We start from the raw sequence: 25,574 nt of genomic DNA, 5'->3' as shown, positions 1-25,574 counted from the left end.
CTCCCCCGCGTGCGTGAATCCCCCGCACGCGGGGGGCACGTGCGCACGCGTCACAGGGTGAGAGGAGCTAGACTGTTCGCAGAACGGATGTACGTCCGCTCAGCGAACAGAGGAGGTGCGCGTGATCGACAAGACGGTTCCGGATGCCGCGACCGCCGTCGCCGGCATCCGCGACGGGGCGACGGTACTCATCGGCGGCTTCGGGCGGGCCGGTCAGCCGGTGGAGCTCATCGACGCCTTGATCGACCAGGGCGCGGGCGATCTCACGATCGTCAGCAACAACGCCGGGAACGGCGACGTGGGGCTGGCGGCGCTCCTGTCCAAGCGTCGCGTGCGGCGGATCATCTGCTCCTTCCCCCGGCAGCACGACTCGTGGGTCTTCGACAGCCTCTACCGGGCGGGCGAGATCGAGCTCGAGATCGTTCCGCAGGGCAACCTCGCCGAGCGCATCCGCGCCGCCGGCGCCGGCATCGGCGCCTTCTTCAGCCCGACGGGCGTCGGCACGCAGCTGGCGGAGGGCAAGGAGGCCCGCACGATCGACGGGCGCGACTACGTGCTGGAGTACCCGATCCGCGCCGACGTCGCCCTCATCAGCGCGTTCCGCGCCGACCGATGGGGCAACCTCGTCTTCCGCGAGACGGCCCGCAACTTCGGGCCGGTGATGGCCACCGCCGCCACCACGACGATCGTCCAGGTGGACGAGATCGTGCCGCTCGGCGCCCTCGACCCCGAGGCAGTCGTTACGCCCGGCCTGTTCGTGGACCGAGTCGTCGCCGTGGGCGAGCGGGCCTGGCTGCGCGACGGCGCCTTCGTCGGCGGCGTCGACATCGACGGCAACCCGCTGACCGAGGAGGGTTCGCGATGACCACCCGCATCACCCGTGACGAACTGGCCGCGCGCATCGCCGCAGACATCCCCGAGGGCGCCTACGTGAACCTCGGAATCGGGGCGCCGACCCTCGTCGCGAACTTCCTTCCCGCCGACCTCGAGATCATCCTGCACACCGAGAACGGACTTCTCGGCATGGGCGAGGCGCCCGCCGTGGGCTCGGTCGACCCCGACCTCATCAACGCCGGCAAGCAGCCCGTGACGGCCCTGCCGGGCGCGGCCTACTTCCACCACGCCGACTCGTTCGCCATGATGCGCGGCGGGCACCTCGACATCTGCGTGCTCGGTGCGTTCCAGGTGAGCCGCACCGGCGACCTCGCGAACTGGTCGACGGGTGCTCCCGGCGCGATCCCCGCAGTCGGCGGCGCGATGGACCTGGCGATCGGCGCGAAGCAGGTGTTCGTCATGACCGACCTGCTGACCAAGTCCGGCGAGTCCAAGCTCGTAGACGTCTGCACCTACCCCCTCACCGGCGTCGGCTGCGTGACGCGGGTGTACACCGACCACGGGATCTTCGACATCGCCCCCGAGGGGTTCGTCGTGCGCGAGGCGTTCGGCGACAACACCACCGCGACACTCTCGGCCCTCACCGGCCTCGATCTGGAAGGCTGACCGATGCCACCGAGCTTCATCTACGACGCCGTGCGCACGCCGTTCGGGCGGGGAGGAGGTGCGCTCTCCGGCATCCGGCCCGACGACCTCGCCGCTCTGGTCATGAAGGCGACCATCGAACGCACCGGGCTGGATCCCGCGCGCATCGACGACGTGATCTTCGGCGACGCCAATCAGGCGGGCGAAGACAACCGCAACGTCGCCCGCTTCGGAGCGCTGCTGGCGGGGCTGCCCACGAGCGTCACCGGCGTGACGGTCAACCGGCTCTGCGCCTCGAGCGTCGAGGCTGTCATCCAGGGTTCGAGGGCGATCGAGGCGGGGGATGCCGGGATCATCCTCGCCGGCGGCGTCGAGTCGATGAGTCGCGCGCCCTATGTGATCGAGAAGTCGGCGAAGCCCTTCCCCGCCGTCGGCAACCAGACCATGTGGAACACCGCCATCGGGTGGCGCATGACCAACAGGGCACTGCCGAAGCACTGGACCATCTCGAACGGGGAGTCCGCCGAGAAGATCGCACGCGAATGGGGCATCGACCGGGACGCCCAGGATGCGTTCGCGGTGCGCTCGCACCGTCTGGCCGCCGCTGCCTGGGCGGCAGGCGTGTACGACGCCGAGACGGTCGGCGTGCCGGGCGTCGACCTGACGCGCGATGAAGGCATCCGCGACGACACCTCGGTCGAGAAGCTCGCCGGGCTGAAGGCCCTCTTCGCCGCGGACGGCGCGGGATCGGTGACGGCCGGAAACTCCTCGTCCATCAACGACGGCGCGTCGGCGGTGCTGATCGCGGGGGAGGGCGTCCTCGAGGGCGAGCCGCTCGCGCGGATCGCGGGCCGTGCCGCGCACGGCGTCGATCCCGACGACTTCCCCATCGCGCCCATCGAGGCCGCGAACAAGGCACTCGCCCGCGCCGGTCGCACCTGGGCGGACGTGGACGTCGTCGAGCTCAACGAGGCCTTCGCATCCCAGTCCCTCGCGTGCATCCAGGGCTGGCCCGACCTCGACCCCGAGAAGGTGAACATCCACGGCGGCGCGATCGCCATCGGCCACCCACTCGGAGCGTCGGGCGGGCGCATCATCGGGCACGCGGCGCACGAACTGGCCCGCCGCGGCGGGGGCGTGGCCGTGGCCGCCATCTGCATCGGCGTCGGCCAGGGGCTCGCGGTCGTCCTGGAGAGATGACCCGGCTTGCCTACGCTCGGTTCGAGGAGGCCGCGTGCCCGAGAAGCAGTCCGACGACTTCGTCCAGTCCCTCGCCCGAGGGCTGGCCGTCATCCGTGCCTTCGACGCCGAGCACGCCTCGCTCACGCTGAGCGACGTCGCGCGCCGCGCCGGTCTCACGCGCGCAGCGGCCAGCCGATTCCTGCGCACGCTCGTGGCGCTCGGCTACGTCCGCAGCGACGAGCGTGAGTTCTCGCTCACTCCGCGCGTGCTCGAGCTCGGGTTCAGCTATCTGTCGTCGCTGTCGCTGCCCGAGATCGTGCAGCCGCACCTGGAGCTGCTGTCGCGCGCCGTCGACGAGTCGGTCTCGGCCGCGGTGCTCGACGGCACCGACGTCGTCTACGTCGCCCGGGTGCCCACCCGCCGCATCATGAACGTGCGGATCACGATCGGCACCCGCTTCCCCGCCTACGCCACCAGCATGGGCCGGGTCCTGCTGGCAGGGATGCCGCGCCCCGAACGGGATGCGGTGATCGCGGCATCCGATCTGACGCACCTGACCGATCGCACACTCACCGATCCCCACGCCCTCGCCCGTGAACTCGATCGCGTGGGTGAGCAGGGATGGGCGCTGGTGGACGGCGAGCTCGAACCCGGACTGCGGTCGATCGCTGTGGGACTGCGCGGACGCGCGGGCGCGACGGTCGCGGCGATGAACGTGTCGACCGGTTCGAGCTCGGACGATCCCGGCGCGGTGCGCGACCGCTTCCTGCCGGCCATGCGAGAGACGGCCGCCGCCATCGAGGCCGAACTGCGATTGATGTAGCGGCCACATCTGTTATGTGCTCATCAGTCATACTTATGTCTGAATCGAGCGCAATCTGTTAGCGTCGACAGTGGCCCGAGGGCGCGCCGCGCGCGACCTCCCGGGGCCCATCGACCTGATCAGAGAGTGAGCGGTGATGCTTCTCGAGCGCGAGCTCCTTCAGTCCATCGGCTTCCGCAACGTCCGTGAGGGCGATCGTGTCACCGGCTTCCAGCTGCGGCTGCGCATGCCCAGCTACCGCGGTATGGCGGCCTCCCTCATCGACGGCGTCGCGGTGCGTGTCGGAGACCTGGTCGACGTCGGACCCGATGTGCCGCTGTGGACGCTCCAGGGCGAGACGTACACGCTTCGGCAGCTGTGGGATTCCGAGGGCGCGCGCTGGCCGCTCGAGGATGCCGCGGTCATCACCGTCCCCTTCGACGGGGGCCTCCCGGAGGGCGTGCACGAGGTCTCCATCGAGCTGCGGCTGCGCATGTCGTACATCCCGATCGAGCACCAGCCGTCGACGTACCGGGCGACGCGGCGCATCACCCTGTCACCGGAGACGGACGGCGGACCGTTCCGCTACGGCGTGAGCCTCTACAGCTTCATGCACGACTTCGGCACGGTGATGGATCTCGAGACGGCGTTCGCGCACGTGGCGGACGTGGGCGCCACCGGCATCGAGATCCTCGGCGAGGGGCACGTCGCGAACTACCCGGAGCCGCCCACGGCATGGATCGACCGGTGGTTCGCGCTTCTCGAGCAGTACCGGCTGGAGCCGACCAACTACGGCTCCTGGATCGACACGCGCCTTCACTCCAGCGGCCCGAACGCCCGCGACCTCACCGCCGCCGAGGGGGCAGCGATGCTGCAGCGCGATCTGCGCCTGGCGAAGAGGCTCGGGTTCCGGTTCGTGCGTCCGAAGATCGGCGTCGTCTCGAGCGATCTGGTGCCGCACCCCACGTGGACCGAAGCTGTCGAGCGCTCGCTCGATCTGGCACACGAACTCGACGTCGTCATCTGCCCCGAGATCCATTCGCCCACGCCGATCAGGCACGAGGTGGTCGACGACTACATCGGCCTCATCCAGCGCACCGGGACGAAGCACTTCGGTCTGCTGCTGGACACCGGCATCTTCCAGGACCGCCCGATTCCGCTCAAGCCGGGGGAGCTACCGGGTCAGCGGCCGGCCTTCCTCGACGGCATCGCGGTCGATCCCGCTGACATCGCCGGCATCGCGGAGTACGTGGTCTTCATCCAGGCGAAGTTCCACGACATCGACGACGACCTCGAAGACCAGCAGATCCCCTGGCGGCCGGTCCTGCAGGCGCTCAAGGACGCGGGTTACACCGGCTATCTGTCCAGCGAATACGAAGGCGAGCGCACCCCGTGGCGCGCCATCGAACAGGTGCGTCGCCAGCACTCCCTGATCCGCGGCATCGCCGCGACCCTCTGACCCGGAACGAGCGATCATGCCCAACGGACTCATCCAGGACGACAGTCTCCGCCCGCACCCGGACGGGCTCGCGCTGTCCCTCACCCTCCCGTGGTACCGCAGCCTTTGGCTGTCGTCGGTGTCGACGATCTCTCTGACGATCGACGGAACGCCCGTCCCGGCATCCGACCTCTCCTTCGAGCTCGGCGGCACCCGGTACGCCCTGGACGAACTGCCTGACCAGAGCGAGACGCTCTGGTACCTGCAGGCGCACCCGCTGCTGGTCGTCCGCCGCGATCAGCCGGTCGCGCTCGGCGACACTCTCGACGTCACGATCCACGGCGAGCTGCGCTTGCCCTACATGCAGATCGCGCCCGGCAAGGACGGCGGCCCGGGGATGTACGTGCCGAACGTCGTGCACCAGAGTCTCACCCTCACCGCAACCGATGCGCCGGCCGCCCCGCCCGCGCTCGCCGCGGCCACGGCCCCCGCGCCCGCCGTTGCGGGCGACCCGTTTCAGCTCGGCCTCACGCTGTACTCCGCCAGCGCGGAGTTCCGCGCGGGATGGTATGACTTCGACGGACTGCTCGATCGCGTCGCCGAGCTCGGCATCGGCCCCGGCATCGAGATCGTCGCTTCGCAGGTGCTGCCGACCTACCCCCGGGTGTCGGACGACTTCGAGCGGACGTGGCGCGCCGCGTTCGACCGGCACGGGTTCGACGCCAGCTCGTTCGGCGCGAACCTCGACATGGGCCGTCGCCGCGACCGCGACATGACCCCCGACGAGGAGTTCGAGTTCTCGAAGCTCATGTTCGAGGGCGCGAAGAAGCTCGGCTTCCCCCTCGTGCGCATCCAGTCCGCCAAGCCCGAGCTGCTGCGGCGGCTGCTGCCCATCGCCGAGCAGCTCGAGCTGAAGCTCGCGTACGAGATCCACGCGCCGATGGGTCCGAACGCCGAGCCGATCCTGAAAGTGCGCGAGACCTACGCCGAGCTGGACTCGCCGCTGCTCGGCTTCGTCGCCGACTTCTCGTCGACGATGCACGCGATGTCGCCGACGCTGCTGCGCGCCGTCCGTCGCGCCGGTCTCGACGATGAGGCCGTCGACCGCCTGCAGCAGATCTGGGCGACCGACGCCACCATGCGGGAGCGCCAGGAGGAGTTCATCGCCTACCTGCGCGGACGCGACTTCGATCCAGGGCGCCTCGGTTCGTTCGCGCATCTCGCGTTCAACATGCACGGGCACGTCGACCCTCGCGAGTGGGCCGACATCATGCCGCAGATCCTCCACGTGCACGCGAAGTTCTACGACATCGACGAGACCGGTCAGGAGCCCGCGATCGACTACCCCGAGCACGTGCGCGTGTTCGTCGAGGGCGGGTACCGCGGCTACTGGTCGAGCGAGTGGGAAGGTCACGCCTTCGCCGAACTCGGCGAGGTCGACCCGCTCGTTCTCGTGCGCAAGCAGCACGACCTCATCCGCACGGCCATGCGCTCGGCGGTCGCGCGTGCCTGAGGCGGATTCCCGGGTCCCGGCGATCGGTGTCGCATGAACGGTCTTGCGGGCGATCTGATCCGCGACAGCCTGCGCGGGGCCGTCGATGTGGAGGTGGGCGCCTCGGGTATCACGCCGCTTCGCCTGCCGCTGAGTGCCCGATCCCGATTCGATTCGGAGTGGATGGCCATCGCGTCCGCGCAAGCGTCCGGGGTGCGGCTCGAGTTCCAGACGGCGGCGACATGGATCGAGCTCGTCGTTCATACGACCGGGCTGTCACTGCCCTGGATGCCGGACGAGGAGCGCTGGTCTGTGTTCGCCGCAACGGTCGATGGCAGACCCGTCGATGACGTCCGCGTCGCTGGAGGCTCCCGCCTGCACCTGGGTGGACTCGACGGGCCTCGCTTCGTCGCAGGCGGGTCGGCCGTCGCTCGGTTCGAGCTGGGTGGCACGGGCCGCCACGAGCGGCGAGTCGTGTTGTGGTTGCCGCAGCGCGAGGCTGTCGAGATCCGCGACGTCCGCGCGGACGCGCCGCTGACGTCGGCCGAACCCCGTGAACTCCCCCGCTGGTGGCATCACGGCAGCTCGATCAGCCACTGCATCGAGGCCGAGACGCCGCGCGGGGTGTGGCCGGTCGCAGCCGCCGAACGACTGCAGCTCGACGTGACGAACCTGGGATTCGCCGCCAATGCGCACCTCGACCCCTTCACGGCACGAGCCATGCGGGATTCGGCCGCGGACCTGTTCAGCGTGAAGATCGGCATCAACATCGTCGGCGGTGACTCCATGAAGCGCCGGACTTTCATCCCAGCGATCCACGGCTTCCTCGACACCTTGCGTGAAGGCGCACCTGCGACGCCCATCCTGGTCATCTCGCCGATCTTCTGCCCGATGCACGAAGACACACCCGGCCCCACCGTGACCGATCCTCGGACGGGGAAGCGGCGCGGCACACCTACCGAGCCGGACGTGTTCATGGGGCCGCCGCTCACATTGAGAGTCGTCCGGGAGATCCTCCGCGACGTCGTCGAGCAGCGCGCAGCCGACGACGGTGCCATCTACTATCTCGACGGCCTGGACCTGTTCGGGGCAGGCGACGTGGACGAGCTGCCAGACGGTCTCCACCCGAGCCCCGCAGGCTACATGCGTATGGCGGAGCGATTCGGCGCGTCTCCCACCGTCGCCTCTTGGATGTCCGGCGCCACGACGAAACAGGCCGCCTCCGCGCGGGACGGAGCGCGCAGTGCCTGACGTGGACTTCCGATCGTTGCCCATCGACGAGGCGATCGCCTGGCTCGGAGAGCACGGCGAGCCGGCCGACCCCCGACCCGATCTCGATACGGCCTCGCTCGTGAGCCGCTTCCCCCATATCGCGGGCGTCGTCGTCGACGAGGTGGTGATCGAGGGAGCGCGGGGCCGGGTCCCCGCGCGTGTGTACGCGGATGCCGGAGCCCCGCCGAGCGGGCGAGCTCTGGTGTGGGTGCACGGGGGCGCGTTCATCGGCGGGCACCTCGACATGCCGGAATCGCATTGGCTCGCACTCGAGCTCGCCGCGCGGGGGATTCCGGTGCTGACTCTGGACTACACCAAGTGCCTGCGGGGCGTGCACTTCCCCGTGCCGTCGGACGACGTCCTCGCCGGCTGGCGATTCGCGCGCGAGCATGCCTCAGATCTGTTCGGTGTCGATGAGGACGACGTTCTCCTCGGGGGCGCCAGCGCCGGTGGCAACCTGACCGCCGGAGCCGTCGCCCGATTGCGAGACGCGAACGAGCCGACGCCGTCCGGGCTCGTGCTCGTCTACCCCGTCGTGCACCCGAACGGACCCGACGCGTCGGCGGTCGTCGACCTGGATTCCCCCCAGGGAGTTCTCGCACTCAACTTCGCGGGTTCCACGGGTGGCCTCGCAGACCCGCACGCCTTTGCGGCGCTCGGCCCGGTCGGGGGGTTCCCGGCGACGCTCGTCGTCGTGTGCGAGCACGATCCATTGCGCCCGTCGGGCGAGGCGTTCCACCTCCAGCTCCGCGACGCAGGCGTGGCGACGCAGCTGCACATCGAGGCCGGTGCGGATCACGGGCACATCAATGAGCCCTCCGATCCGGCCGCGGGTCCGACGGTGGAGGCGATCGCGCAGTGGATCCGGTCGCAGTCATGACCGCGCCGGTGACCTTCGTCAACCCCGTCCTGGGCGGGGATCGGCCCGACCCCGCGATCATCAAGGTCGGCGACGAGTACTGGATGACCTACTCCTCGTTCGAGGCTGCGCCTGGACTCCCGCTGTACCGCTCCACGGATCTCGTGAACTGGACGTACGTGACCTCGGCGCTGCCGAACCCCGTCGGCAGCACGTTCGCCGTCGACATCGCCGAGCACGAGGGCCGCTTCTTCATCTACATCCCGTTCATCCCGACCCCGTGGTCGACGCTGACGGATGCCTCGATCTTCGTGATCCACGCCGACGCGATGGCGGGGCCGTGGTCGGAGCCCATCGATCTCGGCATCCGCGGGGCGATCGACCCCGGCCATGTCGTCGGCGAGGACGGCACGCGATACCTGTTCACGAACGGGGTTCGCCGCATCCAGCTCGCCGACGACGGGCTGTCGACGGTCGGCGACCTCGAGAAGGTGTACGACGGCTGGCGCTACCCCGACGACTGGATCACCGAGGCGTACGCGCTCGAGGGGCCGAAGCTGTTCCGCCGCGACGAGTGGTTCTACCTCGTGAGCGCGGTGGGGGGCACCGCGGGGCCGCCTACCGGACACATGGTGATCGTCGCGCGCTCGCGGTCGGTTCACGGACCGTGGGAGAACCACCCCCGCAACCCGATCGCCCGCACGGAGGACTCTTCCGAGGCGTGGTGGTCGCGCGGACACGCGACGCTCGTTCCCGGTCCAGCCGGGACGGAACCCGACGAGTGGTGGATGATCTCGCACGGGTATGAGAACGGCTACCGCACCCTCGGTCGGCAGATCCTGCTCGAACCCATCCGCTGGGGCGAGGATGGCTGGCCCGAGGCGGTCGAGAGCGACCTCGGCGGTCCGATCGATGCGCCCGCGGGGGCCGTCGCCCAGATCCCCGCGGCGGACATCGCCGAGGACTTCTCGCGGTTCGAACCGGGCGGGCGATGGACCTTCCACGCCCCCGGCCGGGGCGAAGCCGAACGCGTTCGGGTCGACGACGGCCTCGTGCTGAGCGGCAAGGGCACCTCACCCGCCGACACGTCGCCGCTCGCGATGCTCACGGGTGACCACGCCTACGAGATCGAGGTCGACGTCTCGATCGCCCCCGGTGTCGAGGCCGGGATGCTGCTCTTCTTCAACAACCGGCTGTTCTGCGGCATGGGAATCGACGGCGAACGCATGCTGAGCTATTCCGGCGGCATTCGGACGCACTGGCGCGAGCCCGCGCCGGCGACGGATCGCATGACGCTGCGCATCCGCAACGACGAGCACATCGTCACCGGCTGGTACCGCGTACCCGGCGGAGAGTGGACGCGTCACGCGATCCGCTACGAAACCTCCGGCTACCACGTCAACACCGTCGGCGACCTGCTCAGCCTGCGGCCGGCGCTGTACGCGACCGGGGCGGGGGAGGCGCGCTTCCGCGACTTCCGCTACCGTCCGCTTCGCTGAGACCCCGCACGCACGACCGACGTCACCCCCCGCCTGCGCGGGCAGCAAAGGACACACGATGAGCGCTCACGAATCTCCCGCCGCACGGCCTTGGGTCTTCTCAGGCGAGCCCCCGTTCGCGCTGCGACGCGATGGCGCTCCTGCACTTCTGGTCGGGGGTCAGGTCTTCAACTCGGCCTCGTCGTCGCCGAAGGCGATCGCGGACTCGTTCGCGCACGTCCGGCGGGTCGGGAGCAACGTCGTGCTCTCGCCCGTGAGCTGGGCACTGAGCGAGCCTGCTGAGGGGACGTTCGACTTCTCGCTCGTCGACCACATGCTCGCCGAGGCCCGCAGGAGCGAACTCCGCCTCGTGCTGCTGTGGTTCGGCGCGTTCAAGAACGCGGCGTCCACCTATGCACCCACGTGGGTGCGCAGCGACCCCGAGCGGTTCCCGCGTGCAGTGGTCGAGCCGAAGGGCATGCAGGCGTTCACGTACGAGGGCGCGACGGCCAAGCCGGTGCTCTCCGTCTTCAGCCCCGAACTGCGCGAAGCCGACGCGAAAGCCTTCGAGGCGCTCATCCGGCACCTCGTGGATGCCGATCCCGACGGCACTGTCGTGATGGTGCAGGTGGAGAACGAGTCGGGAATCCTCTCCGACAGCCGCGACCGCAACGCTCTCGCCGAGGCGGCGTGGGCAGCGCCCGTGCCGTCGGAGCTGCTCGCGCACGTGCGCGCGACGCCGGCGGGCACGACGTCGTCCCGGCGGCTCTGGGATTCCCGCGGCAGCGTCGAGAGCGGATCGTGGTCGCAGGTGTTCGGCGACACGCCCGCGGCGGAGGAGGTCTTCATGGCGTGGTCCATCGCGACGTACGTCGAGCACCTCGCGGCTCGCGGCCAGGCGATCGCAGCCATCCCCATGTACGCGAACGCGTGGCTCGGTCCGCAGCCCGGCCAGGACACTCCCGGTCAGTGGCCGAGCGGGGGCCCCGCATCCACCGTGCTCGATGTCTGGCGGGCCGCGGCTCCGTCGCTGTCCTTCCTCGGCCCCGACATCTATGTGAAGGATGCCGACGCGGCGATGACGCAGTATGCGACCGGCATCCAGCCCTTCTTCGTTCCGGAGAGTCAGCTGCGCGCCGCCGAACTGGTCCGCGCGATCGGAGCCTACGGCGCTGTCGGCTGGTCGGCTTACGGGCTCGACGCCGCCAACCCCGACGGGCAGCTCGCCGCCACGCTCACGTTCATCGCGGGGCTCGAGGGCGAGATCGCGGCGGCCTCCCTTCGTGGCAGCCTCGCAGCGGTCGTGCTGGAGCCCGGCGTCGAGGTCGAGAACCGGAGCATCGACGGCATCGACATCACGGCGCGCGGGGCACGCGCGCTGCTTCGGCGGATGCTGCTCGATGCCGGGGTGAGCATTCCCGGCACGGAGCTTGCGGTGCCCGATGAGACTGTTCCCCACGCGCAGATCGCGGTCCCCGGTGAGACGCGCCCGTTCGCCTTGATCGCCGGCGCCGGCGACGGCGGCTTCCTCGTGATCGGACGCGAACTCACGCTGGACTACTTCGCCGCCGACGCCCGGGTCGAGATCGACACGGTGCAGGAGCTGATCATCGAGGACGGCGCGGTCGTTCCGGGCCGCGTGCTCAACGGCGACGAGCGACTGATGATCCTGCCGAACGATCGTGTCGGCGCGGCCCGCATCCGGCTCGTACGCCTCTGATGTGAGGGGGAGTGAGGCCGGGGAGCCTCACTCCACCCGCAGCTCGACCGGCACCGCCGTGGTGAGCGTGCTGCCCACGTGCAGTCGGAAGAGCCCGGGCTCCACGACGAACGCCGCCGCTGCGGCATCCGTCCTCCAGAACCCGAGTTGCTCGAAGCCGATGTCCATGCCGAAGGTCGTCGTCTCGCCCGGTGCCAGCGTCCGCCGATCGAACGCGACCAGCCGGCGCACCGGTGGCGCGATGGAGGCCACGACATCTTCGACGTACACCTGGATGACGTCGTCGCCCGATCGCTCCGATGTGTTCGTCACATCGATGGTCACGGTCACGCTCCGACCCGCCTCGAGCTCCTCGAGCCGGACGCAGCCCTCCGAGACGGCTGGTGCGGATCGCGCGAATGTCGCGTATCCCCCACCGTGGCCGAACGCGAACTGCGGGCCGAGTTCGAGGTCGAGGTACTTCGACGTGAACTTCTCGGCCACATTCGCCGGCCCCTGAACGCCGATGTCCACCACGTCGGTGGTCAATGTGCCCCCGGTTGTCGCCGGTCGACCGGTGTTCTCGTGGGCGTAATGGATCGGCACCTGACCGGCCGAGCGCGGGAACGACATCGGCAGCCGGCCCGCCGGTTCGGCGTCACCCACGAGCACGTCGACGATCGCCCTGGCCGCTTCGGTGCCCCCGTGCCACGCCTCGAGTACGGCGGGGGCATCGTCGATCCAGTCGGCGACGACCAGCGGACGCCCGTTCTCGAGCACGACGACGAAGGGGATGCCGCAACCGGCGACCGCGCGGATGAGGTCCGCTTGACGGCCCGGAAGACGCAGGTCACTCCGCGACGCCGCCTCACCCGAGAGCGAGCTGGGTTCGCCCACGCACACCACGACCACGTCGCAGCCGCGGGCGGCGGCGAGCACCGCGGGGATGCCCTCGGCGTCATCGTCCAGAACGTCGACGCCGGACATGACGCGAACGTCCGCGTGGGGCAGGCGATCGCGCATCGCGTCGGCGATGGTTCCGGCCGCCGCGCCGAAAGACTGCGTCCACGCGCCGAGATGGTCGGTCGAGTCCGCGAACGGACCGGTGAGCAGCACTCGCCGGGGTGCGTGCAGGGGCAGGGTGCCGTCGTTCTTCAGCAGCACCGCCGATCGCGCCGCCGCGCGCCGTGCCAGCGCCCGGCTCGCCGGCGTGGGCGCGGTGATCTCGGCAGCCTCGTCGACGTACGGCCTGTCGAACAGACCCAGTCGCTCCTTGAGCATCAGCACCCGCGTGACCGCGTCGTCGAGTCGAGCCGTGTCGACGCGCGCCCTGGCCGCATCGTCGAGATCCCACGGGGCACCGCCCATCTCGACGTCGAGGCCGGCGCCGAACGCCAGGCCGACGGCGTCGGCCAGATCTTCAGCCACCCCGTGCGGGAGAAGATTGCGCACCCCGTCGGCGTCGCCGACCACGATGCCGTCGAAGTCCCACTCCTCCTTGAGCACTCCGGTCAGCAGGCCGCGGTGGGCGTGCATCGGCACCCCCGAGACGGTGTTGAACGCCGCCATGATCGATGCGGCCCCCGCCGCCACGGCGGCCCAGAACGGCTCGAGGTGGACATTCCGCAGCCGGTGCGGCGAAAGGTCGACGGTGTTGTAATCGCGCCCGCCCTCGGGCTGCCCGTAGGCGACGAAGTGCTTCGCCGTCGCGGCGATCGCGCCGGCGCCCGCCAGGTCTTCGCCCTGATAGCCGCGGACCATGGCCGTGCCCATGACCGCTGTCAGGTGGACATCCTCGCCGAAGCCTTCGACGACGCGGCCCCAGCGGGGATCGCGCGAGACGTCGAGCATGGGCGAGAACGTCCAGGTCACGCCACCCGAGCGGGCTTCGGCGGCCGCGGAGGCTGCAAGCGCGCGGACCAGCTCGGGGTCGAAGGAGGCGGCCTGCGCCAGTGGCACCGGGCCGATCGTGCGCTGCCCATGGATGACGTCCAGTCCCACGAGCACCGGGATTCCCAGGCGGGTCTGCTCGACGGCGACGCGCTGCAGGGCGTTCGTCTGCGCAGCCGACCGGGGCCAGAAGACCGACCCGAGGCCCCTGCGGACCAGGTCCTCGGCGTCCGCACGGTGCGGCCTGAAGATGATCTGCAGCTGGCCCCATTTCTCCTCGGGAGTCATCCGGGCGATGAGATCCTGCACGCGATCGGTGGTCACGGGGCATCCTCCTCGTTAACGGGCCGTGGCCCGGAGCCTTTCGGACTCCGGGCCACGGCCGCTGTCGGTTCGAGCCGACCGGGGGTCACTCGCCCCAGGCGGCGTCCATCTCCTCGAGCACCTGATCGACCGTCTTCTGGCCGGTCAGCATGCCCTGCACCCCGGCGCCGAGCGCGTCGTAGATGGCGGGGTTCGGCCACGTGGCGTTCGGCAGGCTCGTGAACTGGCCCTCGGCGAGCAGTTCGCCGATCGGCGCGTACTGCGGCAGCAGCTCCTCCGCGACGATGCCGGTCACCGGCACAGCGCCCGAGAGCTCGGCGTACGCCTTCGCCTGCTCGGGCTGCGCGACCCACTCGAGGAACGCCTGCGCCGAGGCCTTGGCGTCGTCGTCCGAGGCGGCATTGATGCCCCACGCGTAGTTGGCGCCCGTGACCGTGAACGCCTCCTGGCCGTCGGCGGGCGGGAATGCCTGCACGTTGAGCTCCTGCCCGGTCGCCTCGCTGATCGAGGCGGCCGCGCTGCCCGGCACCGCGGCGGTGAGCGACGAGCCCGAGCCCATCCCGGCGGTGATGTTGTCGAAGGTGCCGCCCGCGGCGCCGTCCTGGAAGCAGCCGGCCTCGTTCATCTCGGCGATGTCCTCGAGGACCTGGCGCCAGTTGCTGTCGGCGAAGGTGACCTCGCCGGCCGCGCGCTGCTCGTTCCAGTCCGGGGTCTCGGCGTACACGCGGGTGGCCGAGATCAGCATCGAGTACAGGCCCGTGTTGAAGGGGATGCCTCCGGCGAGGACCGTGAAGCTCTTGCCCGCGTCGCGTGCGTCGGCGCACGCCGTCAGCAGGTCGTCGTACGTCTCGGGGTAGTCGATCCCCGCCTCTTCGGCCGCCGTCGCGTTGAAGACCATGCCGACGGGGGTGAGGGCCGTCGCCTGCGCGTAGGTCTCGCCGTCGAGCTGGAACTGCGACTCGCTGCCGACGGGGTTGACCGAGTCCGCCGTGTCGCCCAGGGGCTCGAGGAAGCCGGCTTCGGCGAGCGAGATCACCGAGATCGGCTGACCGGTGCCGGGCGCGAGAATCATGACGTCCGCGGCGTTGCCGCCCTGCAGCTGCGTGGTGACCTGGGTGTTGTAGGCGTCGGACGGGTAAGGGATGACCTCGACCTCGGTGCCGGTCTCTTCCGAGTACTGCTCGATGATCTGGGCGTAGTAGTCGTCCTGGTCGTTGGCCTGAGCGACCATGACGCTGAAGGGCGCGTTGGCGTCGCCGCCGTTGTCGCCTCCATCGCCGTCGTTGCCGGCGTCTCCTCCGCCCGCGCAGCCGGCGAGGACGAGGACTCCGGCGAGGGGGGCGGCCAGAAGCGCCCACCGGAGGTTCCGGGATGCTGTGTGCTGTGTCATGTCGACCCTTTCGTGACGTCGTTGTCGGCCAGCCCCAGGCCGGCCCGGCTTGCGCCGCACCATCAGCCTGACACGATAAGCACGTTTTCGACATAACTATCGGTGATGCGAGGCAATAGGCCTGCTGATCCCTGCACTACCGCCGGATGGTCAGTGTGACCGGACCGGCGATGCCCGCGGGTAGGGGGGCGGCATCCGGCTCGAACACGGTGGTCATAGGGCCGAGGACCTCGCCGGTGGCGTGCCGGGCTTCAGCGATGAGCCGGTTGCGCCAGGGGTTCGCGACCTCGATCCGCACATCGTTCCAACCCGTCCGGATGCCGGGGGTCACATCGACATCGAACGGCGCCGTCCATGCCACGCCGCAGTCGACGCCGTTGACGACGATGCGCGCGACCCCGTGTACCGCGCCGAGCGTGAGTCGGCACCGTTCACCCGGGTCGAGGGAGTCGACCTCGAGGCCGCTCGTGTAGACGCCTGTGCCCGAGAATCCGTCCATACCGTCGAGATCGGACCAGGGGCGAGGTCCGTCCTCGAGAGCGACCGCGCCGTGCCCCGGGACGTGTACGGACCACGAGCCCGCGAGGACGCTCCGGCGAGCGGCGGCGACCGGCGGTGGTGTCTCGGCGTCGTCGGGCAGCACAAAAACCGAGCCGAAGGGAGGCAGCTCGACCACCCACCCGTCCGTGCCGTGGGTCGGCACCATTCTGCGCACCGCTACCGGATCCCAGGCCACGAGCCGACCGACGGCGGGATGCGGCGTCAGCCGGATGGTCACAGGGGAGTCGTGTGGGTTGGCGAGAAACGTCACGCGACGCCCTGCCACGACGCGGGCGATCGAGCGGATGGGACGGCCGTCGGCCGAGATCTCCATCGCCGGGCGCATACCCCGTGCGGCGATGGCGTCGTCGATCGAGGTGAAGACCCGCCCCGAGAGCTCACCCGTCCACATTCGATCGCACAGCGCGGATACCTCGGCAGGATCGTCAGCGAGCGACGGCGAGCCCTCGGGGTGCAGCCCGACGACGGTGGCTCCGTCCTCGACCAGCCGCGCGACGGCGCGCAGCGACCGCAGGGTCATGCGCCGAGCCGATCCGCCGAGCACGAGCACCCGGTACCGGGCCCCCGCGCATGCGATGTCGCCGTCGTCGGTCCGCAGTGCGTCCGAGAGATCGTCCGGTCCGACGTAGTCGAAGTCGAATCCGGGCGGCACGGCGGTGTCGGTCGTCCTGCCGAACAGCCCGGTCACCGGCGCCTCTTCACCGACGAAGACGGCGAACTCGACGGCCGGCGAGCCGGCGGCGAGCACGGCGCTGCACCGCGCCAGGTAATCGATCCACGGCTTCGCCATCTCGGCCCACGTCTCGTTGCGGGTGAATGTCTGGCCGAGGAACGGCGCCAGCGCGATGCCGGGCGGCGGCGCCGTGTCGGGCTGGTGGGCCGAGGTGTGGATGCAGAACCGCGTCACGCCGAGCGACAGCTGCAGGTCGGCCACGTGCTTGAGCGAGGCTGGAGTGGATGCCCACGGCCGGTCGAACGACGTGAACGCCTCCGCGCCCGTCCACGGCTTGCCGTGGACATGGGCGACCGAGGCTGCGCCCTTCAGATCTGCCACGTAGGTCGGCTGCGGGCCCGACTCGGGATCGAACGTCCACATCGCCCCCATCGGCACATCGGCGGGCCGTCGCATCGCCAGGTCGTCGCCCAGCTGAGGTCGTCGATCCTCGAGGGCCTCGGCGTAGTAGGTCATCCCATGGCGGTGGGCCTCGTCGGCGAGGGTCCCGTAGTACTCCGCCGCGAACACTTCGGTGAGGGTCCGGCGCCAGTCGTAGAGGAAGCGATCGGATGCCGCGGCGTCCGCGACGAGCAGGCCGGTGAGCGCGGGCAGCCACACCGTCGCGTCGTAGCCCCGGCGCCTGTGGAAGTGCTCGAGGACGCGGTCGGTGTAGTTCTGCGGTCCGGACTCGATGCTGTCGCTGAGGAGTGCGGTGAAGCCCGATGCGGACTCCTCGCCCGTCGACCTCGCGAGGTGGCGCGCCAGGTAGGAGCGCACGCGTGCGCCGTCCAGCTTGTCCGCTTCGAGCCCCGTGGCGTCGGCGGGTGCCGGGCCGTTCGTCTGGCCGGTCAGCGATGCGCCCAGGCGCAGCACGCGCCATCGACCTGCGGGGGCCTTCCAGCGCAGTCGCCCGGCGTCCGCTTTCGCGGTGAGGTCGATGATGTCGCTCGGTGAGATCTCACCGCCGCCGGAGCGCGGGTCGGTGTCGACGGCGTAGTAGTCCTCGACGACGTCGAAGCCGGCCTTGGCCTCGGCGAGATGAATGCGTCCCGCTTGGTACAGCGCGAACTCCGACACGGCGAAGGCTCCGCTGGGCCGCAGCACCGGCGGAACTCGGACGCCCTCGGCCGTCGGCGGCAGTGCGGACGCCGCGCTGTCACCCGTCAACAGCAGGCGGAAGCGCCGGGCGGTCACCGGCGGGAACGACGCGGTGCGCGCGGGCAGGGCGGTGACGGGCAGTGCGGCGACGTCACGCCAGTCGTGCCCGTCGTCACCGGCCTGCAGGAGCGCGGTTGCCGGCGGCGCCGCCCCGAAGCCGCGGGGTCCGGGGAGTCCGACGGTCACCGAGCGCACGGTGACCGGGGCGTCGAAGACGTACTCGATCCACGCCGACGACCAGCCGTCCGGATCGCGGGGCAGACTCACAGCCGGGCCGAACCGCCCATCCGTGAGCAGCTGCGCTCCATCGACCGGGGCGGAGGCGTGCGTCACCGCAGGCGTGAGAGGCTGCCTCGCGGGATCGTCGGGGAAGGCCAGCACGACCCAGTCGCACGCCCACTCCCCGCCCGAGGGCGCTCCCCACCGGGGCGCATCCTGGTAGAGCCCGCGCGCGGAGGGCAGCGGAGGAAGCTGCACGTCGACGTCGACGCCGCCCTCGACGACCGTCTCGGACCATACGACCTTCTTCATCGCGTCCTCGGGGGACACCCAGGGGCCACCCGCGGCGCTCCATCCCGATGACGTTGCGATCGCGAGTTCGAGACCCAGCCTGGCCGCGGTTCTCGTCGCCGTGGCGACGGCATCCGCCCACTCCGCCGAGCCCGGGCGGACGGGCGTGGGGACGACCGACGGTCCGCCCATGCCGCCGTCGAAGAGCTGCACGCCGCGCACTCCCACGCTGTGGAGCCACTCGAGGTCTTGCACGATGCCGGACGGGTCGACGTTGCCGTCCATCCAGTGCCACCACGCGCGGGGCCGGGCGTCGTCCGGGGGGTCGACGAAAACACGCCACAGGTCGGAGCTCACGCTCGGCATCCTTTCACCGCTCAGCCAATGCCCCTCGGACCGCACACTTATATCCGATATCGGGATAACTAATGTGTGCTTTCGACGCAAGCGCGTGATACTGACTGTGGGCGCACCCGAAGCGGGGTGCATGACGACGAGGTCAGAGAGCGGATGACAGTGACGATCAACGAGAGCAGTACGCGCACCCTCACCGTGCCGCCGAAGGCTCGGCGTACGCCTGAACCGCGGCGGCGCCGCAAGCCGCTCATCAGCTACGGCCATTGGTGGTGGGCGCTGCCGGCGATCGTCCTCGTGATCGGCGTGCACTACGCCGCCACCCTCACCGGCGGCTTCTTCGCCTTCACGAACTGGACCGGCCTGGGCGACTGGGAGCTCATCGGCTTCGGCAACTTCGAGCGCATCTTCCAGGACCCCCAGCTGCTGGGCGCGGTGTGGAACACGCTGTTCCTCGCGTTCGGCTCGGTGATCCTCACCAACGTCTTCGGGCTGCTGTACGCCCTCGCGATCAACCGCATGCTGAAGTCCCGCTACATCCTGCGGACCCTCCTCTTCATGCCCGTCGTCCTCAGCCCGCTCGCGGTGGCCTACGTGTGGAAGTTCATCTTCCAGTTCAACGGTCCGCTCAACGGCTTCCTCGGACTCATCGGGCTCGAGGAGTGGCAGAAGGTGTGGCTGGCCGACCCAACCTGGTCGATCTGGGCGATCCTCGTCACGGTCGTCTGGCAGCAGACCGGCTTCGTCATGGTCATCTACCTCGCGGGCCTGGCGAGCGTCCCGGTCGAGATCGAAGAGGCGGCCGCCCTCGACGGTGCAGGGATCTGGGGGCGCTTCTGGAATGTCGTGGTCCCCGCCATCCGCCCGTCGATCGCGATCGCGACGACCCTCGGCATCATCCAGGGGCTGCGCATCTTCGACCAGATCCTCGCACTCACCGGCGGCGGTCCCGCCGGTGCCACCGAGACCCTCGCCACGGAGGTCTACAAGCAGGCGTTCTCTCTGGGACAGTTCGGCTTCGGCTCGGCCCTCGCGCTGGTCCTGACGCTCATCATCCTGGTGTTCGCCATCCTCCAGCAGTACGCCACCCGCGACCGAGACGCCCGGAAGGCCTGACATGTTCCGCTACACCAAGCTCACCGCGGTCCGCGAGGCCCTCGTCTGGGTCGTGACCCTGCTCGGCCTGCTGCCGCTGTACATCCTCGTCGTGACCGCTCTCAAGAGCGACGAGGAGGCACTCACCTCGAGCCCGGTCGCGCCGCCCACCTCGGTGGACTTCAGCGCCTTCGTCGAGGTGCTCACCTCGACCGGACGCAACAGCATCCCGATGAGCATCCTCAACAGCGTCATCATCACCGCCGGCGCCATCTTCGGTCTGGTGCTCCTGGGATCGGTCGCCGCTTACGTCATCTCGCGGCGGACCCGCACCTGGACGAACGTGACGTTCTACCTCGTGCTGATCGCCATCATCCTGCCCGCCCAGCTGGGCACGGTTCCCCTGTACATCGGGGCGCGCAGCGTGGGTCTCACCGGCAACGCGATCGGCATGATCCTGCTGTGGACCGGCATCCTGCTGCCGCTGTCGATCTTCCTCTACGCCAGCTTCTTCCGCGGGCTGTCGACCGAGTACGAAGAGGCCGCCGTGATCGACGGCGCCAGTCCCACCCAGGCGTTCTTCCGCGTCGTGCTGCCCCTCATGGCGCCGGCAACGGGGACGGTGGCCATCCTGACGGGGCTCATCGTGTGGAACGACTTCTTCAACTCGCTGATCTTCCTCGGCGGTTCGACCACCCAGACGCTCCCGGTGGCGATGTACACCTACGTGGGCGGCCTCGTCTCGGCGTGGAACAAGATCTTCGCCGTCGTGATCATCTCGATGATCCCGATCCTGGCGTTCTACATGTTCGCGCAGAAGAAGTTCATCCAGGGGTTCGCCGGTGGCCTCAAGGGTTGACGGATGCCGGGGCGAGCGGCTCTGTGAACCGTTCACCCGCGTCGATCGCGGACTGCACCTCGGCGGCCGCCTCGAGGAACACCTGACGCATCCACGCGTGCTCGGGATCGCGGTCGTGGACCGGATGCCACCACAGGGCGTTGGTCGTCGGGGTCGCGTCGAAGGGCGGCTCGAGGATCCGCAGACCGCCGAGGCGCTCGATCGACGGCGCGAGCGCGGACTGCACGATGCCCAGCCGGTCGGTGCCCCTGACGAAGGTGCTGAGCGCGAGGAAGCTCTCGACCACGGCGTCGACGGTGGGTTCCAGGCCCAGCATCTGCAGCTGCCGACCCGCCGAGGTGAAAGCGGACCGCGACCGGTAGGTGAAGACCCAGTGGGCGTCGGTGAGCAGCTCCATGCTGAGCCCGTCCGCGACGGCCTCGTTCGTCTCGGAGGCGACGATCACCCAGCGGTCGCGGAAGAGGTCCTCGTACGGCAGGTCGGTCAGGTAGCCGTGGGGGATCACCATGGCGTCCGCCGAGCGCAGGCTCGTGGCGGCGTCGTCCACGATCGACTGATTGTGCAGGACGAAGCGGAAGCTCACGCCCGGGGCGGTGCGCGCGGCCACGCGCGAGACCGCGGCTCCGATGGTGACGAAGCCGTAATCCGAACCGTAGATCGAGAACTCCCGTGTGGAGTCGTGCGGGGTCCAGGTCGCCTGGCTCTCGAACACGCGGCGGGCCGCGTCCAGCGCGATCGCGGTGTGCTCGGTCAGCCGCAGCGCCAACGGCGTCAGCTCGTAGGTGTTGCCGCGTCGCGCGAGGATCGGGTCGTTGAAGTGGGTCCGCAGTCGCGCGAGCGACGCGCTCAGCGCCGGCTGGCTCAGATGCAGGCGTTCCGCCGCACGCGTCACGCTGCGCTCTGTCAGCAGCGCGTCGAGCGCGACGAGCAGGTTGAGATCGAGCCGGGACAGGAGCGGTTGGTCGGCCACGTCGGTGTGATCCTCTCTCCATCGAACGTGCCCATCCTATCGAGGCGATCTATTCCGGCGGCATCCGTCATTCGTCGAAGCGATGCCGCCTGATCCAGGCGAACCCCACCCCCACTCTTCAGGAAGCCCACTCATGTACCAGCTCGCACCGAACATCGAACTCCTCTTCACCGAAGCCGGCGACTATCACGACCGGGTCCGCGCGGCCGCGGCCGCCGGTTTCGACGCCGTCGAGATGTGGGGACCCACGGGCGTGGACGCGCCCGCGCAGCCCAAGGACCTTCCGGCGCTGAAGGCGGCGCTCGAAGAGACCGGCACCGCGCTCACCGCCCAGCTCTCGGAGCCCCGCACGCAGTTCATGATCCCGCCGTGGGATCACTCCGAGTTCTTCCGCAAGCTCGACGAGGGGGTCGCGATCGCGCACGACCTCGGCTGCCCGCGGATCGTCGTCGGCAGCGGTACCGGCTTCGGCGGGTGGAAGCGTCAGGTGCAGCTCGACAAGCTGACCGAGATCTACACGAAGGCCGACGCGCAGATCGCCGGCTCGGGCATCACACTCGTCCTGGAGCCGGTGAACGTCCGCGTCGACCACCCCGGCTCGCTGCTGGACCGCACCGCCGAGGCCGTCTACGTCGCCCGCGGCGTCGATTCGCCGTTCTTCGGAGTCCTCTACGACATCTATCACTCGGCCGTCGAAGGCGAGGACATGGCCGCCGAGCTCGCCAACGCCGGTGACCTGGTGAAGTACGTGCAGCTCGCCGACGCGCCCGGGCGCGGCGAGCCCGGGGCGGGCGACCTCGATTGGGTCGAGCGACTCGGCATCCTGCGGGGGAGCGGCTACGACGGACCCATCGGGCTCGAGTACTACCCCACGCAGGAGTCGAGCGCCTCGGTGGCCCGCATCGTCGAACTGGCGGCATCGGCGTGAGCGGCCGGTATCCGGCATCCGTCGACGTCGCCATCGTCGGCAGCGGTCCGACCGGCGCGGCCTACGCGCGCATCCTCAGCGAGACCTCGCCCGGCGCGACCATCGCGATGTTCGAGGTCGGGCCGACCGTCTCGGACCCGCCCGGGGCGCATGTGAAGAACATCGCCGACGCCGACGATCGCGCCCGCGCGCAGATGCGGTCCGAAGGGCCGTCCGCCCGGGAGGGGGGCGAGCGCGTCGGCGGCATCGTGAAGACCGCCCAGCGTCGCGCGCGGCCCGGGACCTATCTGCTCGAGGACGGCTTCCAGGTCGACGGCGAGGACGGCCTCCCGGTCGCGGCGATGTCGAGCAACGTCGGCGGCATGGCGGCGCACTGGACGGGCGCCTGCCCGCGCCCCAACGACAGCGAGCGCATCGGCTTCCTGGATGACACAGGCGAACTGGACGAGCTGCTGGCCGAGGGTGAGCGGCTGCTCGGCGTGACCAGCGACGCGTTCGATTCGTCTCCCCACGCGCCGCTCGTGCGCGGTCGGCTGGCGTCGGCGGTCGACGACGGGCGCGAGGAGCACGAACGCGTCCAGCGCATGCCCCTCGCGGTGCACCGACGCGATGACGGCAGGCTGGTGTGGTCCGGATCGGACGTCGTGCTCGGCGAGACCACGCGCGCGAACCCGGACTTCGCGCTGTACGACGAGTCGCTCGTCACGCGGGTCCTTCTCGAGGACGGCCGCGCGGCGGGCGTGGAGGTCACCGACCGCCGCACCGGCGAGCGTCACGAGGTCCGTGCGCGATTCGTCGTCGTGGCGGCAGATGCGCTGCGCACGCCGCAGCTGCTGTGGGCCTCCGGCATCCGCCCCGATGCACTGGGGCGCTACCTGAACGACCAGGCCCAGATCGTGTTCGCCGTGCGCATCCGCGACTTCGTTCCCGCCGCGGGCGACGAGGGAGCCGCGACCACCGGACTCAGCGAGTACAGCGGCGTCACCTGGGTGCCCTTCACCGACGACATGCCCTTCCACGGCCAGGTGATGCAGCTCGACGCGTCGCCGGTCACGCTCGCCGACGACGATCCCGCCGCCCCCGGCTCGATCGTGGGGCTCGGTCTCTTCTGCGCGAAGGACCTGCAGGCGAGCGATCGGGTCGAGTTCTCGGATGCCGCCCACGACGGCTACGGGATGCCGGCGATGACTCTCCACTACACCCTGACGTCGCGCGACCACGAGATCATCGCGCGCGCCAAGGACGAGGTCGTGCGCCTGGGGCGGGCGATCGGGGAGCCGCTCGACGACCGCCCGTTCATGATGCCGCTCGGCGCGTCGCTGCACTATCAGGGCACGACGCGCATGGGGTCCGTCGACGACGGGACCAGCGTGTGCTCGCCCGACAGCGAGGTCTGGGCGGCGCCCGGGCTCTTCGTCGCCGGCAACGGCGTCATCCCCACCGCCACCGCGTGCAATCCGACGCTCACCGGCGTCGCGCTCGCGGTCAAGGGCGCTCGCAAGATCTCCTTGCTTATGTCTGAATAAGACATTAGAGTGAAGTAATCATGACAAAGATGTCCGGCCGAATCCGCCGGCCCAGAATGTGGAGGTCTTCGTGATCCCCGACCGCATCATCGAGCAGGGCACGCTCACGACCGACGGGCGGCGCTCGGCCGTCGAGGTCCGGCTGCCCTGGTACCGAGCTCTTCCGGGCTCGTGCATCGCCGGCGCGACGCTGACGATCGACGGCATCGTCGCCCCCGCAGACTCTCTGCGCTGGCAGATGAACGGGCGCGAGTTCACCTTCGACGAGCTGCGCACCAACACCGAGGAGTGGTGGTTCCCCACCGACTCCGCGGTCCTCTCGGGCGATGTGATCGCAGATGCGGATGCCGAGCACGAGGTGACCGTCGGGCTCACGCTCTACATCCCGTACATCATCATCTCCGAGTCCGAGACCCTCCACATCGACGAGACGAACACCAAGACCATGAAGGCGGTGGCGGCATGACCGCGACTCCGGAGCGCACCGGTGGGCTGGGCAGCCCGATCCAGGGCGTCACGCTGTACAGCTTCACCCGCGCATTCCACGCGCGGGAGTACGACCTCGAGGGGCTCATCCGCAAGACGGCGGCCGAGGGCTTCGGGCCGGGGCTCGAGATCATCGGGTTCTCCAGCTTCCGCGGGTTCCCCGAGATCGACGACGCGTACGCGGGCTGGTTCCAGGACCTCGTCGCCGAAGTCGGGCTCACCACGACCTCGCTCGCCGTGAACGCCGACATCGGCATCCACCGGGATCGCCTGCTGAACCAGGACGAGCTCATCGAGTACATGACACGGCAGATCAAGGCGGCCGCGAAGCTCGGCTTCCCGATCGCCCGCGTGCAGATCTCGATCACCCCCGACTCGATGGAGGCCCTCGCCCCCATCGCCGAGGCGCACGGTGTCACCTTGGCGCTCGAGGTGCACGCCGACCAGTACGCCTCGCACCCGAGGATCCTCGCCCTGCGGGACCGCTACGAGAAGGTCGGCTCCCCCTTCCTCGGCTTCACGATGGACTGGGGCGCGACCGTGTCGGGGTTCGCTCCGTCGCTCATCGAGGCGTACCGCCGCCGCGGCGCGTCCGAAGAGCTGCTGGTCAAGGTCGTCGACCTGTGGAACACCTATTACGAGCAGGGCCCCCCGGCCGACCAGGCCGAGCACGGCAAGCGCTTCGGATCCTTCATCGGCCTCGCCGCCCAGAACGGCCGTCCCGACCTGGGTATCGACTTCGGCATCAACGGCACCGGCCTGTTCGGTCCGGCGCGCGTGGACGACTGGCTCGAGATCTTCCCGTGGATCAAGCATGTGCACGGCAAGTTCTTCGGCATCGACGACGACGGCGAAGAGCCCTCGGTTCCCGTGCGCGATCTCGTGAGACTGCTGGTCGAGAACGGCTACAACGGCGCGATCTCCAGCGAGTACGAGGGCTGGCACTGGAACCACTGGCAGTCGCCGTTCGACATCATCGCCGCCGAACAGGCGGTGCAGCGCTCGGCCGCGGCGGACGCGGGCTCGCGCATGATCACCGATCTGGCAGAGGCCCGCGCGCAGCTCGGAGCCTGGTTGCCCACCACGGAAGGAGCGGGAGCATGACCC

The 25,574-nt window shown here is 69.8% G+C and carries 20 protein-coding genes; 16 read left to right on the top strand and 4 right to left on the bottom strand.

Annotation, left to right across the window (positions count from 1 at the left end; all coding sequences use genetic code 11):
* The first annotated feature begins 121 nt into the window (after window positions 1–121).
* The 10 genes from NFR93_RS09750 (at window position 122) to NFR93_RS09705 (ending at window position 11,722) form a co-directional block, all read left to right on the top strand.
* Entirely contained in the window at window positions 122–865 is a 744-nt protein-coding gene (locus NFR93_RS09750) for a 3-oxoacid CoA-transferase subunit A (RefSeq protein WP_251452610.1), read from the top strand.
* The gene (locus NFR93_RS09745; RefSeq protein ID WP_251452607.1) at window positions 862–1,500 is read left to right on the top strand and encodes a 3-oxoacid CoA-transferase subunit B; all 639 of its coding nucleotides are present in this window, start codon (window positions 862–864) and stop codon (window positions 1,498–1,500) included. The genes NFR93_RS09750 and NFR93_RS09745 overlap by 4 nt, the downstream gene beginning before the upstream one ends.
* Window positions 1,501–1,503: 3 nt before the next feature.
* Entirely contained in the window at window positions 1,504–2,679 is a 1,176-nt protein-coding gene (locus tag NFR93_RS09740; protein WP_251452604.1) for a thiolase family protein, read from the top strand.
* 34 nt (window positions 2,680–2,713) lie between these two features.
* A complete protein-coding gene (locus NFR93_RS09735; RefSeq protein ID WP_251452591.1) occupies window positions 2,714–3,484 on the top strand; it encodes an IclR family transcriptional regulator domain-containing protein in 771 nt (256 codons plus the stop codon).
* A gap of 136 nt (window positions 3,485–3,620) precedes the next feature.
* On the top strand, window positions 3,621–4,922 hold the full coding sequence (locus NFR93_RS09730) for a C-glycoside deglycosidase beta subunit domain-containing protein (protein WP_251453042.1): 1,302 nt from the start codon (window positions 3,621–3,623) through the stop codon (window positions 4,920–4,922).
* Window positions 4,923–4,938: 16 nt separating this feature from the next.
* Window positions 4,939–6,414, top strand: a complete 1,476-nt coding sequence (locus NFR93_RS09725; protein WP_251452588.1) for a C-glycoside deglycosidase beta subunit domain-containing protein — start codon at window positions 4,939–4,941, stop codon at window positions 6,412–6,414.
* 33 nt (window positions 6,415–6,447) lie between these two features.
* Window positions 6,448–7,644 (top strand): GDSL-type esterase/lipase family protein, encoded by a 1,197-nt coding sequence (locus NFR93_RS09720; protein WP_251452585.1) that lies wholly within the window; start codon window positions 6,448–6,450, stop codon window positions 7,642–7,644.
* Window positions 7,637–8,545 carry an alpha/beta hydrolase gene (locus NFR93_RS09715; RefSeq protein WP_251452583.1) on the top strand — a complete coding sequence of 303 codons (909 nt, stop codon included), beginning with the start codon at window positions 7,637–7,639 and terminating at the stop codon, window positions 8,543–8,545. Before NFR93_RS09720 ends, NFR93_RS09715 begins: the two co-directional genes overlap by 8 nt.
* Complete coding sequence (locus NFR93_RS09710; RefSeq protein WP_251452581.1) at window positions 8,542–10,023, top strand: family 43 glycosylhydrolase; 1,482 nt, start codon at window positions 8,542–8,544, stop codon at window positions 10,021–10,023. Before NFR93_RS09715 ends, NFR93_RS09710 begins: the two co-directional genes overlap by 4 nt.
* Before the next feature lie 58 nt (window positions 10,024–10,081).
* Window positions 10,082–11,722, top strand: a complete 1,641-nt coding sequence (locus NFR93_RS09705; protein WP_251452578.1) for a DUF5597 domain-containing protein — start codon at window positions 10,082–10,084, stop codon at window positions 11,720–11,722.
* A 27-nt stretch (window positions 11,723–11,749) separates the two neighbouring features.
* Here the strand turns inward: NFR93_RS09705 and NFR93_RS09700 are convergent, their stop codons facing one another.
* The 3 genes from NFR93_RS09700 to NFR93_RS09690 form a co-directional block, all read right to left on the bottom strand.
* A complete protein-coding gene (locus tag NFR93_RS09700; RefSeq protein ID WP_251452575.1) occupies window positions 11,750–13,915 on the bottom strand; it encodes a glycoside hydrolase family 3 N-terminal domain-containing protein in 2,166 nt (721 codons plus the stop codon).
* 85 nt (window positions 13,916–14,000) lie between these two features.
* Window positions 14,001–15,305, bottom strand: coding sequence for an ABC transporter substrate-binding protein (locus NFR93_RS09695; RefSeq protein ID WP_251452572.1), 1,305 nt, complete (start codon window positions 15,303–15,305; stop codon window positions 14,001–14,003).
* A gap of 136 nt (window positions 15,306–15,441) precedes the next feature.
* Complete coding sequence (locus NFR93_RS09690; RefSeq protein ID WP_502846277.1) at window positions 15,442–18,615, bottom strand: glycosyl hydrolase; 3,174 nt, start codon at window positions 18,613–18,615, stop codon at window positions 15,442–15,444.
* A 144-nt stretch (window positions 18,616–18,759) separates the two neighbouring features.
* Between NFR93_RS09690 and NFR93_RS09685 the strand changes: the two genes are divergently transcribed.
* Together NFR93_RS09685 and NFR93_RS09680 are read left to right on the top strand one after the other, a co-directional pair.
* A complete protein-coding gene (locus NFR93_RS09685) occupies window positions 18,760–19,719 on the top strand; it encodes a carbohydrate ABC transporter permease (RefSeq protein ID WP_251452566.1) in 960 nt (319 codons plus the stop codon).
* A gap of 1 nt (window position 19,720) precedes the next feature.
* Window positions 19,721–20,557 carry a carbohydrate ABC transporter permease gene (locus NFR93_RS09680; protein WP_251452563.1) on the top strand — a complete coding sequence of 279 codons (837 nt, stop codon included), beginning with the start codon at window positions 19,721–19,723 and terminating at the stop codon, window positions 20,555–20,557.
* Here the strand turns inward: NFR93_RS09680 and NFR93_RS09675 are convergent.
* Window positions 20,547–21,527, bottom strand: a complete 981-nt coding sequence (locus tag NFR93_RS09675; RefSeq protein WP_251452560.1) for a LysR family transcriptional regulator — start codon at window positions 21,525–21,527, stop codon at window positions 20,547–20,549. The two genes, NFR93_RS09680 and NFR93_RS09675, sit on opposite strands and share 11 nt — an antisense overlap.
* Before the next feature lie 133 nt (window positions 21,528–21,660).
* Here NFR93_RS09675 and NFR93_RS09670 point away from each other — a divergent pair, with 133 nt between their 5' ends.
* The 4 genes from NFR93_RS09670 (at window position 21,661) to NFR93_RS09655 (ending at window position 25,571) form a co-directional block, all read left to right on the top strand.
* Window positions 21,661–22,455: a TIM barrel protein gene (locus tag NFR93_RS09670; RefSeq protein WP_251452557.1), complete on the top strand. Its 795-nt coding sequence runs from the start codon at window positions 21,661–21,663 to the stop codon at window positions 22,453–22,455.
* Window positions 22,452–23,981: a c-glycoside 3-oxidase CarA gene (gene carA / locus NFR93_RS09665; RefSeq protein ID WP_251452546.1), complete on the top strand. Its 1,530-nt coding sequence runs from the start codon at window positions 22,452–22,454 to the stop codon at window positions 23,979–23,981. Before NFR93_RS09670 ends, carA begins: the two co-directional genes overlap by 4 nt.
* A gap of 70 nt (window positions 23,982–24,051) precedes the next feature.
* On the top strand, window positions 24,052–24,447 hold the full coding sequence (locus NFR93_RS09660; protein ID WP_251452544.1) for a C-glycoside deglycosidase beta subunit domain-containing protein: 396 nt from the start codon (window positions 24,052–24,054) through the stop codon (window positions 24,445–24,447).
* Complete coding sequence (locus NFR93_RS09655; RefSeq protein ID WP_251452541.1) at window positions 24,444–25,571, top strand: sugar phosphate isomerase/epimerase family protein; 1,128 nt, start codon at window positions 24,444–24,446, stop codon at window positions 25,569–25,571. The genes NFR93_RS09660 and NFR93_RS09655 overlap by 4 nt, the downstream gene beginning before the upstream one ends.
* Window positions 25,572–25,574: the final 3 nt, after the last annotated feature.

Origin of the sequence: Microbacterium sp. Marseille-Q6648 (genome assembly GCF_943181415.1) — a bacterium.
Classification (GTDB): domain Bacteria; phylum Actinomycetota; class Actinomycetes; order Actinomycetales; family Microbacteriaceae; genus Microbacterium.
Note: the sequence above shows the minus strand (reverse complement) of the source record. Positions and strands in the feature narration are given on the sequence as shown.

Bases quoted from the DNA above. Each gene is read 5' to 3' on its own strand.
- NFR93_RS09745 (WP_251452607.1), top strand. From the start codon at position 862: ATGACCACCCGCATCACCCGTGACGAACTGGCCGCGCGCATCGCCGCA.
- NFR93_RS09740 (WP_251452604.1), top strand. From the start codon at position 1,504: ATGCCACCGAGCTTCATCTACGACGCCGTGCGCACGCCGTTCGGGCGG.
- NFR93_RS09730 (WP_251453042.1), top strand. From the start codon at position 3,621: ATGCTTCTCGAGCGCGAGCTCCTTCAGTCCATCGGCTTCCGCAACGTC.
- NFR93_RS09725 (WP_251452588.1), top strand. From the start codon at position 4,939: ATGCCCAACGGACTCATCCAGGACGACAGTCTCCGCCCGCACCCGGAC.
- NFR93_RS09720 (WP_251452585.1), top strand. From the start codon at position 6,448: ATGAACGGTCTTGCGGGCGATCTGATCCGCGACAGCCTGCGCGGGGCC.
- NFR93_RS09710 (WP_251452581.1), top strand. From the start codon at position 8,542: ATGACCGCGCCGGTGACCTTCGTCAACCCCGTCCTGGGCGGGGATCGG.
- NFR93_RS09705 (WP_251452578.1), top strand. From the start codon at position 10,082: ATGAGCGCTCACGAATCTCCCGCCGCACGGCCTTGGGTCTTCTCAGGC.
- NFR93_RS09695 (WP_251452572.1), bottom strand. From the start codon at position 15,305: ATGACACAGCACACAGCATCCCGGAACCTCCGGTGGGCGCTTCTGGCC.
- NFR93_RS09690 (WP_502846277.1), bottom strand. From the start codon at position 18,615: ATGCCGAGCGTGAGCTCCGACCTGTGGCGTGTTTTCGTCGACCCCCCG.
- NFR93_RS09685 (WP_251452566.1), top strand. From the start codon at position 18,760: ATGACAGTGACGATCAACGAGAGCAGTACGCGCACCCTCACCGTGCCG.
- NFR93_RS09680 (WP_251452563.1), top strand. From the start codon at position 19,721: ATGTTCCGCTACACCAAGCTCACCGCGGTCCGCGAGGCCCTCGTCTGG.
- NFR93_RS09670 (WP_251452557.1), top strand. From the start codon at position 21,661: ATGTACCAGCTCGCACCGAACATCGAACTCCTCTTCACCGAAGCCGGC.
- NFR93_RS09655 (WP_251452541.1), top strand. From the start codon at position 24,444: ATGACCGCGACTCCGGAGCGCACCGGTGGGCTGGGCAGCCCGATCCAG.